11 protein-coding genes are annotated in these 15414 nt (G+C 49.2%); all 11 read right to left on the reverse strand.

Features of this window, described 5'->3' with window-relative positions:
* Nucleotides 1-8 precede the first annotated feature (8 nt).
* The 11 genes from tsf to DWX32_RS08145 all read right to left on the reverse strand — a co-directional run bounded on the left by tsf (nucleotide 9) and on the right by DWX32_RS08145 (nucleotide 15192).
* On the reverse strand, nucleotides 9-947 hold the full coding sequence (gene tsf / locus DWX32_RS08095) for a translation elongation factor Ts (RefSeq protein ID WP_022461153.1): 939 nt from the start codon (nucleotides 945-947) through the stop codon (nucleotides 9-11).
* Between the two features lie 120 nt (nucleotides 948-1067).
* Nucleotides 1068-1799: a 30S ribosomal protein S2 gene (gene rpsB / locus DWX32_RS08100; RefSeq protein ID WP_022461152.1), complete on the reverse strand. Its 732-nt coding sequence runs from the start codon at nucleotides 1797-1799 to the stop codon at nucleotides 1068-1070.
* A gap of 178 nt (nucleotides 1800-1977) precedes the next feature.
* Complete coding sequence (locus tag DWX32_RS20585; RefSeq protein ID WP_022461151.1) at nucleotides 1978-3597, reverse strand: HAD hydrolase-like protein; 1620 nt, start codon at nucleotides 3595-3597, stop codon at nucleotides 1978-1980.
* A 90-nt stretch (nucleotides 3598-3687) separates the two neighbouring features.
* Nucleotides 3688-5133, reverse strand: coding sequence for a hypothetical protein (locus tag DWX32_RS08110; protein WP_022461150.1), 1446 nt, complete (start codon nucleotides 5131-5133; stop codon nucleotides 3688-3690).
* A complete protein-coding gene (locus DWX32_RS08115; protein WP_117509242.1) occupies nucleotides 5130-6737 on the reverse strand; it encodes a serine/threonine protein kinase in 1608 nt (535 codons plus the stop codon). The genes DWX32_RS08110 and DWX32_RS08115 overlap by 4 nt, the downstream gene beginning before the upstream one ends.
* A 142-nt stretch (nucleotides 6738-6879) precedes the next feature.
* On the reverse strand, nucleotides 6880-8646 hold the full coding sequence (gene argS / locus DWX32_RS08120) for an arginine--tRNA ligase (protein ID WP_117509243.1): 1767 nt from the start codon (nucleotides 8644-8646) through the stop codon (nucleotides 6880-6882).
* A 22-nt stretch (nucleotides 8647-8668) separates the two neighbouring features.
* On the reverse strand, nucleotides 8669-9136 hold the full coding sequence (locus DWX32_RS08125) for a CBS domain-containing protein (protein ID WP_022461147.1): 468 nt from the start codon (nucleotides 9134-9136) through the stop codon (nucleotides 8669-8671).
* A 275-nt stretch (nucleotides 9137-9411) separates the two neighbouring features.
* Nucleotides 9412-10662, reverse strand: coding sequence for an ABC transporter permease (locus tag DWX32_RS08130; protein WP_055219448.1), 1251 nt, complete (start codon nucleotides 10660-10662; stop codon nucleotides 9412-9414).
* Nucleotides 10663-10673: 11 nt separating this feature from the next.
* Nucleotides 10674-13070: an efflux RND transporter periplasmic adaptor subunit gene (locus DWX32_RS08135; RefSeq protein ID WP_118640223.1), complete on the reverse strand. Its 2397-nt coding sequence runs from the start codon at nucleotides 13068-13070 to the stop codon at nucleotides 10674-10676.
* Nucleotides 13067-13750, reverse strand: coding sequence for an ABC transporter ATP-binding protein (locus DWX32_RS08140; protein ID WP_117801729.1), 684 nt, complete (start codon nucleotides 13748-13750; stop codon nucleotides 13067-13069). The genes DWX32_RS08135 and DWX32_RS08140 overlap by 4 nt, the downstream gene beginning before the upstream one ends.
* Nucleotides 13747-15192 carry an efflux RND transporter periplasmic adaptor subunit gene (locus tag DWX32_RS08145; RefSeq protein WP_118640222.1) on the reverse strand — a complete coding sequence of 482 codons (1446 nt, stop codon included), beginning with the start codon at nucleotides 15190-15192 and terminating at the stop codon, nucleotides 13747-13749. The genes DWX32_RS08140 and DWX32_RS08145 overlap by 4 nt, the downstream gene beginning before the upstream one ends.
* Between the last annotated feature and the right edge of the window lie 222 nt (nucleotides 15193-15414).

Consider the following 15414-nt stretch of genomic DNA (forward strand, 5'->3'; position numbering starts at 1 on the left):
CAGTTGAATTATGCGTTCATCTGTTTAGCAACTTCCTCAGCAAAGTTCTCTTCTTTCTTCTCGATTCCTTCACCGGTCTCGAAACGAACGAAACCTTTTACTGCTACGGTTGCGTTGTTTGCTTTAGCAACCTGTGCTACGTACTGAGCTACGGACTGTTTTCCGTCTTCTGCTTTTACGTATACCTGGTCAAGCAGGCAGATCTCTTTGAGCTCTTTGTTGATACGGCCCTGGATCATTCCCTGGATAACTTTTTCCGGTTTCTGAGACTCTTTCGGGTCGTTCTGAATCTGAGCCATGAGGATTTCTTTCTCATGTGCGATGTAATCAGCGCTTACTTCGTCGCGGTTTGTGTACTGCGGACGAAGAGCTGCAATCTGCATTGCAACGTTTTTAGCCATCTCTTTGAGGTCATCGTTTACAACATCTGTCTCAACGTCAACCAGAACACCGATTTTACCGCCCATATGAGTATAAGAAGCAACGAAACCGTTCTCCTCTTTTACCTGCTGGAAACGACGGATGTTCATGTTCTCGCCGATGGTAGCGATCTGATGAGCCAGCTCTTCGCCAACGGTCTCGTTGGTATCGAATTTCCAAGGCTCTGCCAGGAATCCTTCTACGTCTGCTGCAGTTGTATCCATAGCCTGCTCTGCAACCTGTGCTACATAGCCACGGAATTTCTCGTTCTTTGCAACGAAGTCTGTCTCAGCGTTTACTTCTACAGCGACAGCTTTCTTTCCATCCTCGGATACGTTCAGCATAACGATACCCTCAGCTGCGATTCTGCCAGCTTTTTTCTGAGCAGTAGCAAGTCCTTTTTCTCTCAGGAACTCCATTGCTTTGTCCATATCACCTTCGGTAGCTGTAAGAGCTTTCTTGCAGTCCATCATACCAGCACCGCTTACTTCTCTTAACTCTTTTACCATTGCTGCTGTAATAGCCATTGTTTTATTCCTCCGTATACGTGATTCAGCAGACTGCATCTTCATGCCGGTCTGCTATTGTGAGATTCGCCGAAGGGAACCTGAATTTCAAGTTCCCCCCAGTTCATTACTTCGCGTAAATTATTCAGCGTCTGTCTCTGCTGCTTCTTCGTATGCAGCTTCCTCAGCCTCGCCCTGTTTTGCCTCGATAACTGCGTCTGCCATTTTGGAAACGATCAGTTTTACGGCACGGATAGCGTCGTCATTACCCGGAATTACATAGTCAAGCTCTTCCGGATCGCAGTTGGTATCGCAGATACCGATCAGCGGAATTCCCAGTGTATGAGCTTCCTGTACGCAGATTCTCTCTTTTTTCGGATCTACTACGAAGATAGCGTCCGGCAGTCTCTTCATTTCTTTGATACCGCCAAGGTTTTTCTGCAGTTTTGCAAGCTCTTTCTTTAACTCAATGACTTCTTTTTTCGGAAGAACTTCGAAGGTGCCATCCTGCTCCATGGTCTCGATTGCTTTCAGTCTTGCAATACGGCTCTGGATGGTTTTGAAGTTGGTCAGCATACCGCCGAGCCATCTCTCGTTTACATAGTACATTCCGCAGCGCTCTGCCTCAACAGCGATAGCGTCCTGAGCCTGTTTTTTGGTTCCTACGAAAAGGATTGTGCCGCCGTCTGCTGCGATGTCTGCAACAGCTTTGTATGCGTCATCTACCATTCCTACAGATTTCTGCAGGTCGATGATGTAGATACCATTACGCTCTGTGTAGATGTACGGAGCCATTTTAGGATTCCATCTTCTTGTCTGATGTCCGAAATGAACACCGGCTTCCAGTAACTGTTTCATTGAAATTACGCTCATTGTTTTATCTCCTTATGGTTTTATTCTTCCCCATGTTTTTTCACCTTGGAACCTGTTTTTCAAAAAACAGGCACCATCCTTGGTACCGCATGGGTGCTTATTGTGCAACAGTAAGATTGTATCACAGAGTTTTTTTCATGACAAGCATTTTTTTCGCGGATTCTGCGGTTTTTTTCTGTTATTTTTGTGTTTTTCCCTGTTTATCCTTTAAAAACAGATACCAGAATGTTCCGGCGCAGATTACCGCTTCCAAAAAGATGAACATCCATGCACCTGCCGGTGCTTTTTGGGTCATCCAGGATACGAACTGGCTCCGGTAAAGTCCCCAGATATTTTCTGCCATGTGCGCAAGAACCGGGGCAAGGAGTGTTCCGCACCGCTCATAAATAAGGATCAGAAGCACACTTACCACGGCTGCATAGACAAACTGCGTCACATTGCCGTGATATGCACCGAACAGCAGACATGATGCTGCGATGCCCCAGCCGGTTCCCCAGAAATCTTTTGCCCTGCGGTAAATCATGCCGCGGAAAACAATTTCCTCTGCGGCCGCGCTCAGCACACCGACGGACAGGATCAGAAGCAGCGGGTTCTGTCCTTCATAAATCTTTGATGCCATGTCCTGATAGCCGGAAAAGATTCTGGTAAAGCCGGTCACGTTCATTACAGTATTCAGGAGATGGCCGAAGGTCATAACCAGCAGAATACAGGCGGCTGCCTCTGCCGCACTCCACCGTTTTTCCGGTTTCGGGAACATGCCTTCATCTTTTTTGTACTGTTTCCAGAGAACCGGGATCGCCGCCAGACTGCCGATTGCTGATGCAAGAACGGATGTCGCGTGCATACGCTCTTCCAGATAACCGCCGGTCGTAAACGTCATCAGGATCAGCGCCAGAAGTACGGTTGCTCCGATCAGAAACAGTTCGTACGTCAGAAGCGGTTTTAAAAGACGCCATAGCTTCCGCTGGATAGGAATTACGATTTCCTCCGTTTTTGGCTCTGTTTTCGCTGTCCTTTTTTCTTTTATATTCTCTGCTTTTTTCTCTTTCTGCGCAAAGATTCCTGTTCCACTTTCTCCTCTTGTCAGCCACGGGATACGCTCCGGCTTCATTTTTTTGATGCGGTCGCGTCTTTTCTTCTCTTCTTTCGGATCCTCCGCCAGCAGTTTCAGTTCTTCCGGTGTATCACATACCTTTGCGGCACCTGCTGCCTCGAGTTCTTCTCTTCCGCCGTACCCATACGATACGCCGACACAGAGCAGTCCGTTTTCTCTTGCCCCGATTACGTCATAGCTTCTGTCACCAACCATCACCACGTCGGAACGGCTGTCTTCTGCTCCGAGTCGGCGCAGCGTCTCTGCGATGACTTCTCCTTTGTCGGTTCTGGTTTCGTTCATTTCTGAACCGGTTACTACGGTAAAATACTTTCTGATTTCGAAATGCTCCAGGATCTGCTCCACGTATTTTTCCGGTTTGGACGATGCTACCGCCAGAATTTTTCCCTTCTCTTTCAGATACGCCAGAACCTCCGGGATTCCCTCGTATACTTCATTTTCAAAAATGCCCTCTGCCTCGTACCGCTCCCGGTATTTTGTGATGGCCTGCTGTGCTTCTTCGCAGCCAAGGCCTGCAAAATTCATGAAAGATTCCAGAAGCGGCGGTCCCACGTAACAGTTCAGTTTTTCCAGATCCGGCTCTTCGATGCCAAAGGATGCCAGCGCATACTGTACGCATCTTGTAATTCCAGGACCGGAATCGGTCAGGGTTCCGTCCAGATCAAATAATATCATATCTGACATACTCTTATTTCCTCTTTTACTTTTTTATCGTATGACATGTCTTTTATTCTAGCATATCGAAATTAGAAATACAAACAAAACCGGATCAGGCTATTTTCTGCAGAGTGCACGCAGATAGCGGGTGGTCTGATTCTGAATTTCGGCAATGGCACGAATCAGGTTCCAGAGGCGCCTTAAGGACTGCAAGAGGCGGGTTCCTTTTGGTTTCTGGCTGGTTCTTTGGCTGACAAGTGTGGAAGTTTTTGGTTTCACGTTGACTTCCCACGGTTTCATGGTTCGTACAATGCCGTCTGCGCCACGCACTTTTACAGTGATGCGGTTGTAGCCTTCGGAAAGGCTCTCGGCTTTCAGACAGATTTTGTTTTCTTTCCATTCGTATTCGGCTTCGGAGCCATTTACCATGCAGGAAAGAATTTCAGCCGTGTCGGCGGCTCCCTCGAGCAGAATTTCCGGGGTATAACCGGGATCTATTTCGACGCTGGTGTCGGCCGGGCGGATAATCAGGGGGTTCGGCGCTTCGAAATCTTCGTCTGCTATCTGTGATAATACGAAATCGGCGATGATCTGCGGCCGTATTTGAGATGGCTCCTCCCCGGCACTCTTAGATGGAGTTTCGGCAGGCGGAGGACTGCTTTCTTCTGTTTGTAGCGGAATATCATCTGGATCTTGGGTCACCTCCTCGGGCGTGGCTGCAGCAACGGGCAGCTGTTCGTCTGTTTTGAGTTCTTCTTTCTCCGGAGACGATTGCCCGGGCCCCGTTTGTTCCTGCTTTTCTGTGTTTGACTTTCCGGCATCTGGCATTACGGTAGGCTCCTCTTTTTCTGGTGCTTTTGTTTCCGAGGTTTGATTTTCTGACTCTTTTTCGGTTGACGGAGATTCCTGCTTCGTTTCTTCCATATCAGGCTTTTCCGGTTCCGGATCTTCTGGCATCAAATTTTCCGTTCCGGATTTTTCTGAACCTGTATCTTCATAATCTGGTTTTTCTGTGTCCATTTCTCCAAAATCCGTTCTCTCCGAATCTGACTCTTCTGTCTCTGATTCTTTTGTATCTGTTTCTTCACATCCTTCCTCTGATTCCGATTCCCCGGAACCCATATCTCCTGCCTCCGGCAATTCTCCTGGCTTCCCCGATTCTGAATCTTCCGAAATTTCTTTCTCCTCTTCTTCCCACCTTTCCGCTGGTTCTTTCTCCGGATCCGGAATTACCGTCGGGGGAAGCATTTTTTCTTCTCCTTCTTTCTCTTTCTTTCCGGTCTCTGCCGGATCTGTTTTCTCTTCCGGCGGCTCTGGTTCCTGCTCTGGTTTCTCTTCTATAGGCGGTTCTTCTTCTGACTTTTCGTCCGGCAGCAGTTCCTCCGGTCCGGCTTTCCCGTCTGCATCTGTCACATCACTGTTCTCGATGATTTCAGCTTCTAATTCCACGCTTTCCACCGCACTTGCGGCCTCGCCTGTCGTCTGCTGTGTCTCCGCGTGGACTTCGATTCCCTGGACTGCCAGGAATCCTGTCATCATTGCGCATATGGTCTTTTTTCTCATCCTGCTTCCTCCCATCTTTTTCTGATCTGCTGATAAAAAATATCCTCCTCCATTCCCGGAATTTCTGCGGCCTCGTTGAGGTACTGTTCTGCTTTTTCCTGCATGTCGAACTGAAGTGCCAGCTCTGCGGCCCTGAGCAGATTTTTCCGCCGGTTTCCATCCTGTCTGCTGCACAGAAGCCGTTCGTAATAGAGAAAACTCTCCTGGCACCAGTCCTGTTCTCTTTCCCCATCCCCGGATTTTCCGCCAAGATAGCACGCATCCGCCAGTCTCTGCCAGATAACCGCCTCCCACTGCCCCTCCATATTCTCGCCTGCGGCCTTTTCCAGCACTTCGATTCCTTTCCGCATGGCGTCTGTGTCATTTTCACGCGCCAGTTCTTCGGAAAAACTGAAATACATTCCTGCAACAGCAAGATATCTGCGGCAGCGTTTTTCCTTTTCCGGCTCCTGCTGCGTGTCATCATAAAATTCAGCCAGCAATGGCTCCATCTGCATTTTTTCCCTTGCCGCATCATCCGCCAGACAGTATTCCACAAGTTCCTGCTCCACACGCCCCGCCTGACTGAGATGGTCTGCCTTTAAGAACGCTTCCCGCGCTTTCTGGTAGTTCGGCAGACTGCCTTCTTCCACCGGATTTCCGCAGAACCAGAGATCTCCCTGCTCCTCCCATTCGTCTGCCGCCGGAAACTGCCCCCATGGCATCCTGCTGGCAACCGCAGCCGCTCCTCCTGTCAGAAAAGCAAAAACTGCAAAGATCCGCAGAGTCTTCCTGCCTTTTTGCTTTCTTTCCAGCCGCCGCAGTGCCTTTTTGACTTCTCCGGCAGACGCATACCGCTCCTCCGGCTTTTTCTGCATACACTTTTCCATCACCCGCCAGAGTCCTCTTTTCTGCCGCTTTTTCGCATGCTTCGCCATTGCCGCAAGCAGTGCGCCGAGTGCATAAAGATCGGAACGGGCGTCACACTTCCCGTCATACTGCTCCGGCGCTGCATAACCGCGGGTTCCATAACGGACTTCCACACCCGTTTCTTCTGTTCCGGCTGCACCGAAATCCACAAGGTATATTTCACCACGCTCTGTTATCATCACGTTGTCCGGCTTCAGATCCCGGTAGAAAACCGGCGGGTTCTGTGCATGGAGATAACAGAGAATCCCGCTCAGGGCAATTCCCGTTTTCAGAATTTCCCGGCTGGAAAACCGTTCTCCCTTACGCATACGCTGTCCGATAGATTTTCCGTTTACAGCTTCCATCACCAGAAAGCTTTTTGTCCCACTTTCCAGAAGTTCCACCGCACAGGGAATCCCGGGATATGAAAACTTCTGTAAAAGAAACGCTTCCCGGCGCAGTTTTTCCCTGTCACATATACTTACCTTGACTGCATACCGCTTTCCGGATCCAGTTTTCTCTGCAAGATAAACGACAGACGTTGCCCCTCTTCCGAGCACTGACAGCAGGCGATACTTCCCTCCCGGAAGTTCTACTTTTCCAATGATCCCGCCTCCTCTTTTTACGTCAAAGTGTTTGTCAGTCCGATATTCTGTTTTTGTACATGGATATAAATTGAGCCGAATGGCTCTTCGATAGAGTAATATAGAATCGATTTTTCAGGACGAATGTCCAAGCGGATGAAAAATCGTGATGTAAGTATAACACAACAGCCGCCGTTTCCGCAAGAACTACAGAAGCCGACGGCTGCCAAAAAAATCGCCTGTTTTTTATCTATTTTTTCCCTCTTGACGAATCTTACATCCGTTCCGGTGCCGAGAATCCCAGCAGGTCGATGCAGGTCTCAAGTACCTCGCGGACAAGATCCAGCAGTGCCAGGTAAGATGCTTTTCTTGCCTCATCCTGCTCACTTAAGATCTTGGTCTCGTGGTAGAAATGGTTGAACTCGTTTGCAAGCTCGTAGATATAAGCACAGATCTTATGCGGTGCTTTCTCCTCGAATGCGTTCTCCACAACGCCGTTGAAACGGGATACGGAAAGCATCAGAGCTTTCTCGCTGTCGCTCTTCGGTGCCAGAAGTGCGCCTTTCTTCAGTTCATTTCCCTCTTCTTTATATTTTCCGAGGATGGATTTTGTACGAACGATCGTGTACAGGATGTACGGACCGGTGTTTCCCTCGAAGGAAGTAAATCTCTCAACATCGAATACATAATCTTTCGATGCCTGGTTGGACAGGTCACCGTATTTAATAGCAGACAGTCCGACAATCTGTGCCGTTCCTCTTGCATCCGTATCTTTTACGCTGCGGTTCTCCACGATCTTCTGATACATCTCATCGTTGATCTCGCCGATCAGACGCTCCAGACGCATAACGCCGCCCTCACGGGTCTTGAACGGTTTTCCGTCTTTTCCGTTCATGGTACCAAAGCCGATAAAGGAAAGAACGGTATCATCATTCACCAGTTTTGCTTTTCTTGCACAGCGGAAACACTGTACGAAGTGAAGCTCCTGACGTTTGTCTGCCAGATAGCAGATCTCGTCCGGCTTGTACAGTTTCATACGCTGGATGATGGTTGCCAGGTCTGTCGTATCATACAGAGCTGCTCCATCGGATTTTAAGATCATGCACGGCGGGATCTCTTTTGTGTCTGTCTCTTCTTTGACATCAACAACGAGTGCGCCCTGGTCATAATGTGCATAACCATTGTCTTTCAGGTAATCTACCATGTCCGGAATGTACTCCTGTGCATCGGACTCACCCATCCACAGATCGAAATGAACGTCGAGGTTTCCATAGTTCTTTTTCAGATCGGCAACAGAAACGTTCATAATGTGTTTCCAGATCGCACGATATCCTCTTCTGCCCTGCTGCAGCTCTCTCGTTGCCTCGAGTGCACGTTTCTTATAGTCCTCGTCCTCTTTCGATTTGCCGCTTGCGCAAGGATAAATCTCCTCGAGCTCGCTGATCGTAAACGGTGCTTCCTCCGGGTACTCTCCCGTAAAAGACTCATCAAAATAAACAAGCTCCGGATGGCGCTCCTGCAGCTCGGTGATGATCAGTCCCATCTGCAGACCCCAGTCTCCAAGATGAACGTCACCGATCATGTTGTGGCCCATGAAGCGTCCCATACGCTTGATGCTCTCGCCGATGATCGCGGAACGGAGATGGCCGACGTGAAGCGGTTTTGCCACGTTTGCTCCGCCGTAATCTACGATGATGGTTTTCGGATTTTTTGCTTTCTCTACAGAAAGCTCTTCATCGTTCTGCATTTTGGAAAGATAATCTGCCAGAAATTCCGGGTTGATTTTCAGGTTGATGAATCCCGGTTTTACGGCTTCAATTTCACCGATCACGCTGTGATCGGTCACTTTTTCTACAACTGCTTCAGCCAGCTGGATCGGTGCTTTGTGGTATGCTTTTGCAGCTGCCATTGCGCCGTTGCACTGGTATTCGCACAGATCCGGGCGGTTGGAAACGGAAACCCTTGCATAGGACGGGTCCATCTCCGCAGCGGTAAAGGCTTTTACCAGCTCTTCCTGGATAAGATCGATCAGTTTTTTCATAATGTTTCCCTCATTTTCTTCTTTACTGCAGAATCATCTGTTCTGCGTTTTGTTTCCGCGCGCTGCGCCGGGCTTCTTCCTCTTCTTTGATGCCGCTTTTCTGATAACAGTACTGGATGATATCTCTTCTTCGGATGATGCCGATGAAGATTCCCTCGTCATCCACAACTGGAACGAAATTCTGCCGCATGGACATCTCGATCAGGTCCTCGATGTTGCTGTTGATGTTGACGGACTCATAATTCCACCGTTTCGGAACCTGCCAGAGCGGGATATCCTCTGCTTCATGGTAATTCAGCAGATACCGTTCTTTTATGATGCGGAGCAGATCTCCTTCCGTCAGTGTTCCCACATAGCAGCCCTTTTTGTTCAGTACCGGAACCGCCGTGTATTTATGATATTCGATCTTCTCGATGGCCTGCCGAAGTGAGCAGTCGTCATACAGATAAGCCGTTTCACTTTTCGGTGTGATAAAAAACAAAATATTCATTCGCGTATACTCCTTTTCGTTGGTCATACTCTTGTTTGATTATACCATAAACGAATGTGAAATGTCTTTGAATCTTTCTTATATTTTCATAAACATACCGAATCCGAAACTCGAATGCCTCTTTGCTGCGCCGCAAATTGCGCTTATTTTCCAGTATAACCGACTTTCCGCAAAAAGTAAAGATCTTAAGTTTCATCCGCACACGCCGCACAAAAAATCCGCACGGATCCAGCACCTACGCTGTACCCGCACGGATTTTTCAACTCTTTTTTGTTCTATTCTCTTCGCAGCGCATCGATCGGATTCAGGTTCGCTGCTTTTACCGACGGCAGCAGTCCGAATACGATACCGATCACCATGGAGAAGACCACGGAGAAAATGATTGCCGGAATACTGATCGCCACAGGCGTCTGCGATACCCTCGAAATCACCTGTGCCATGATAATGCCGCCCAGCACGCCGAGCAGTCCGCCGATGCTGGTGAGCACCGCCGCCTCGGTCAGGAACTGGAACAGAATTCTGCGTTTTCTTGCTCCGATCGCCTTTTTCAGGCCGATCTCGCTTGTACGTTCCGTTACAGATACCAGCATAATATTCATAACACCGATACCGCCGACCAGAAGCGAAATGCTCGCGATCCAGATCAGCTGCTGGTTCGTGCTCTGGCCTAACTCCTGCAGACTCTTTGCTTTCTCCAGCAGATCCTCTGCCTGATAGGAAAGAGAATCAGTTGTATTGGTCACGGATTCGTTCATGATATCCGCTGTTGTCTTTCCCACCGTGCTCATATCCTCGGTCGTTTTTGCCATCACAACGGCATTTTCCGGTTCATCATACTGGAATACGATCGGCCAGCAGACATCCGGCATCAGCACCAGCGGATAAGATTCCTGATTGTACGTATAGTAGTCATCTCTGGAATTGATGACCGGCTGGAACGAATCGGCTTTTTTGATCACGCCGATCACCGTGAACGGCTCTCCCATGATCTCGATCGTTTTGCCGACCGGCGACTCATCCGGGAAGAGTGTCAGCACTGCGGTATCGTCGAGGAGGACAACTTTGTGGGTCTTCGAGAAATCGCTCTCCACAAAGCCGCGTCCCTGATAAATCTGATATCCGCACGTCGACAGATAATTTTCATCCACGCCAAGCGCCTTCGCACTGTCCAGTGTTGTGTTTCCTTTTGCGATGCCGCTCACATACGTTCTTTCGGTGTAAAACGATGCATTTTCCACCTGATCCTGCTCGCGGATCCGCTTTTTCTGATCATCGGACAGTTTCGACACGCCGCTTGGCAGTCCGTTGTCCATCCAGTAATCGCCGTCGCCCTGCTTTAAGCTGACGGTCACGTTGTTGTTTCCAGCTCCGATCAGGTTCTGTTTGATCTGCTCATTCGTTCCCTTGATCGTGGAGACAATTGAGATGATCGACGCAATTCCGATGATAATACCCAGCATCGTCAGGAAGGAACGCATTTTGTGTGACCAGATTCCCTGAAAGGAAAGTCTTACATTTTCTAACATAATGCGCCTCCTTAACTGTTGTAATAATCCGATGAACTGGATTCCTTCGTGTCTGCGCCTTCCACCACGGTTTTGCCGTACGGAAATGCAATGTAATCCTCTTCGGAAAGACCGCTCTTCACTTCGTAATAACTGCCCCACAGAAGTTTTCCGGTTACCACATTCTGTTTCTTTAATTTATCATTTTCATCCCGGATATAAACGAATTTCTGTCCGTTTTCCTCGCGGATGAATTCTTTGCTGACGTACAGGCCGTTGCCGTTTTCTACATCGTTTCCGACAGTGATTGCAATCTCGATCCAGTCACCGTTTTCAAAACCTTCTCCGCCTTCCGGGATAACGGCTGTGAACGGATAGAAGGAGGCTGGTGTCTCGCTGTACGACATGTAGCTTGTTGTCGGGTACGGAGAAATCTCGGTTACGGTTGCCGCTGCAAAAGCACCCGAAGACCAGGAAGTCACGTTAAGTTCATCGCCGACTTTTACCTGATCGAGATACGTCTCGCTTAAGTAGCCGCGCACGTACAGACCTTCGTTTCCACTGACCTGGATAAAGGCGCTTCCGTCGTTGGACGGGTTTTCTGCATTTCCAACCTTCTTTACCACACCGCTGATCGTCGCTTTTACGGTCTGGGAATCCAGGGATTTCTGCGTATTTTTGACTTTGAGTTCCTCTTCCTTCTGATCAAGCTTCAGATTACGGATCTGGCTTTCTTTTTCGCTGATGGCTTTTTTCAACTCATCTTTTGTGTAGGTCATCTGGGTATCATCACCGGAAGAAGTATTGTTATTTGCGCTGCTTCCTGTGGATGATGTAAAGAGGGACTGTACCGATGCTTTTTCACCGTAGAATACGGTTTTTGCTGTCGTCTGCACTGCTTCCGGCGCATCTTCGCTCTGCGGTTCCGCTTCCGGTTCTGCCGGGGCTTCAGTCGGCGTCGGCGTTTCCGTCGGAACTGGGGTCTCGCTCGGCACCGGAGTTTCTGTTGGAACCGGCTCTGTGGTCGGAATCGGTGTTGTACTTGGTTCCGGGCTGACAGTCGGCTCTGGAGTTACACTCGGTCCCGGCGTAACGCTCGGGGTCGGAGTTACACTTGGTGTCGGGGTAATCGTTCCTTCTTTTACCGCCACATTTGCAGTGCTGACTGCCATGGAAGTACCCTTGTCATTTTTCGCTGTCACTTCTACTGTATAGATTCCGGCATCCTCTTTTGTGATGTTTTCTTTTGTGTAAGTATCCTTAAAATCTCCGTCGATTGTCTTTCCGTTGTGTTTCCAGACGTATGTGTAAGTGCCATCCGTTTCGGTGTTTTCTGTGGAATCGTCTGCCTCACCGCTTCCATTTCCGGCTTCACCCGGCTGTGTCACATCGTCCTCGGACGGACTCTCGGTTCTATCATCCGTTTTATCGTCTGCTTTCTCATCCGGCTTCTCTTCGGTATCTTTCTTCTCATTGATTCCGATTTTCAGCTTCAGCTCGCCGCCCTCTGCCACCTCTGTGTTGGCAAGCGGCGTGGTGATTTTTATTTCCGGTGCATCCGCCGATTCGGATTCTTTCAGACTCAGGACTGCTTCATACGAAGTCTCGTATACTTTCGCAATCTTCGTTCCATCCTGCTCCCACACGGTTTCCAGCGCCTCTGCGGCTTTGTTTTCCTCATGAATCTCCAGGCGAAACCAGTATCCTTCGCTGTCCTCTTCTTTTTTCGTTCCCTTTTCATCCGCGTATCCTGCCATCTGATTCAGGAATCCGCCTGTTAGGACTGTTCCCGGTGCGCAGAGATAGGTGTATGGGTCTTCCTGCGTTCCTTCTCCTTTGTATGGTTTGGAACCAAATACAAGCTTATTCGTACTGCTGTACAGAACAGCATCCTCGTACGTCGGCTCCGGTTCTGGGGTCGGAATCGGTTCGTCCGGGAAATCCGGATCGATGGGTTCATCTGGAAAATCCGGGAAATCCGGGAAATCCGGCTCCACCGGATTCAGCGGCGTATCCGATACCGGTTTTGTCTTTTTCAGCTTTTCCAGTTCTTTTTCACTCTGCTGGATTTTCAGCTTTGTCTGTGCAAGCTGTAACTGCTGCGTTTCCAGATCCAGCTCGATCATGCTGGTATCGTATGTCATCAGCGTGTCTCCGGCATTTACCACATCGCCCTCTTTGACGAGAACCTGGGAAATGGTCTGGCTGTCGGAAAGATAGATGTTCTGGGAAGCCGTCGAGGTGATCTGGCCTTCCATGTTCATGCTGTCTCCCCAGTATCCACTCGTAAAGTCACTGACCGGATACACTTTTACGGTTGTCTTCTGCGCCTGGCGAATCCCATAATAGCCGCCGACACTTACGCCACCCACGGCAACCGCTGTCACGACTGCAATCGCTGCTTTCTTTGCGGCTTTTCCTTTTTTCATGCTTCGGCCACCTCCTTCGATTTCATCATTCCGTCGCGGATCTCCACGGTGCGCTGTGCCATCGATGCGATCTCCGCGTCATGCGTAATCATCAAGATGCTGACGCCCTCATCGTTCAGGCTCTGGAACAGCTCCATGACCTGCTCGCCGGAATGGGAGTCGAGCGCTCCGGTCGGCTCATCAGCCAGCAGAATTTTCGGATGGTTGACGATCGCTCTTGCAATCGCCACACGCTGTTTCTGTCCGCCGGAGAGCTGGGTCGGTTTGAAACTCATACGGTCGCCGAGCCCCACCCGCTCGAGGGCAATCGCTGCCCGCTCTCTTCTCTCTTTTTTCGGCACGCCCGCGTACGTCAACGGCAGGCATACATTTTCCATTGCGCTCTGTCTTGCAAGGAGTTGGAAGTTCTGGAAGACAAAGCCGATTTTCTGCAGGCGGATGTCCGACATCTGATTGTCACTGCATTTGCTGATGTCCTGTCCGTCGAGGATCAGCCGTCCGCTCGTCGCCTGGTCGAGGCAGCCGACAATATTCATCAGTGTTGTTTTTCCGGAACCGGAAGGACCCATGATCGCAACGTACTCGCCTTCTTCCATGGAGAAGTTGATGTTTTTCAGAACCGGAACCGGGATTTTGCCCTGCATATATTCTTTACAGATATTCTCTAATTCCAGAATCACGGCTGCACCTCCCCGTCATCTGCTGATCCGGCTTCCTGTGTGTCTGCCGGTTCTGCCTTACCATTGTCGGCGCCGCCGATCACGTTCGTTGTATCTTCCTCACCGCTGTACTCTGCGCCGTCCATGGTATTGTCAACCATGCCGTTTTCATCCTGCGTCATACCGTCGTCGACCATTCCATCGTCGTTGTCAAGCATACCGTCATCCACCATTCCGTCATCCTCGCCGCCGGCCGGATTGCTCTGTCCCAGTGATCCGTCGGTGCTGACTACGGTCTTCATCCCTTCTTCCAGACCGTCCTCCGGGAAGGTGATTGCATCATCTTCTGCAAGGCCGTCGGTGATCTGATATTCCATCATATTTTCATCGTGTGTTCCAAGGGTTACGCTTCGTTTTTCCAGTTTGCCTTTTCCATTATCGGCCCAGACGTAAGGATTGCTGTCGACATCGTTGATAAAGGAGTCAGACAGCCAGATTCCTGTTTTGACTTCCTGCTGGCCGACATCCGGCTCTACGTAAACGTGCTGACCGAGCATCAGGCCATTTGTTCCATCGAGCTGTACATAAAACGGATAGTTGCTTGACTGCGTCATACCGTCTCCCGAACTGCTGTAAACGTTATTGCTTCCTGTCCGTGCATTTTCCCGATCAATCTTTGTCACGGTTCCGGTCCAGGTCTGATTCTCATCTACACGAGAATGCACGATCACCTGGCTTCCTTCGGTAATCGAACCGTCGCTCATATTCTGTTCATTGATCTGGCCTTTTACACGGAAATCTCCCGTTGCAAGAACGGTCAGGAAGGAATTGTCGGAGTTGTCACCGGAGTAAGCGCCGGCGCTGCTGTCATCGTTGTTGATTGATTTTACAACACCGGCGATTTCGCTGATCACGGTCGCATTGGTGATGTTATCGTTTAATTTATCAATCTCCGCCTGTTTTGATTTTCCTTCATATTCTTTTTTCTTTAAATCCAGCTCCGCTTCCTGAATTTCCAGTGTGATGCTTGCCTGCTGGTCTTTTGATGCCTGCTTTTTGTCTTTGTAAAGCTGGTCGATATTGGTATTCATACTTGAAAGTTCATTGTTTATACGTTCCAGATCCAGCTGCGCCTGCTCGAGGTCACTCTGGAATTTCTCGGTATCGTAGGAGAACAGCGGTGTTCCGACCTGAACCTCCTGACCGACTTCCACATAAACTTCCTTTACCTTTTTCTCGCTGTTTTTCTCTACCTTCCAGGTATTTTCCGACTCCACAACACCGGCATAGCGGTTTTCCATTCCATTTCCGGTTCCCAGATTGGTCAGGGCTTTTACAGTATTGACATAGACGACGTTATCGTCCTCTTTTGTACTGTTTCCAAGGAAATGCCATGTCACTCCCCCTCCGGCTGCCGCCAGCACTGCGACTGCACACACAATCGCGATTACTTTTTTCTTCATACGCTTCCTCCCACTTTTCTATTTTACAAATTAATTTTCTGCTTTCCCAAGTTAGTTCTATCGTATCACATTTTGTTTTTTGTTTTCTTACTTTTTCCTTACTCTTTTTTTAGCAAATACTGGCTTTTTCTGAAAATAGATTTTTGTTTTTGTCATTAAAAACCTGCCTCCGTGTTTATGACGGAAAGCAGGTTTTCTTTCGAATCTGTTAGATTTTATTTT

Source organism: Blautia sp. AF19-13LB (assembly GCF_003479105.1).
Classification (GTDB): domain Bacteria; phylum Bacillota; class Clostridia; order Lachnospirales; family Lachnospiraceae; genus Fusicatenibacter; species Fusicatenibacter saccharivorans.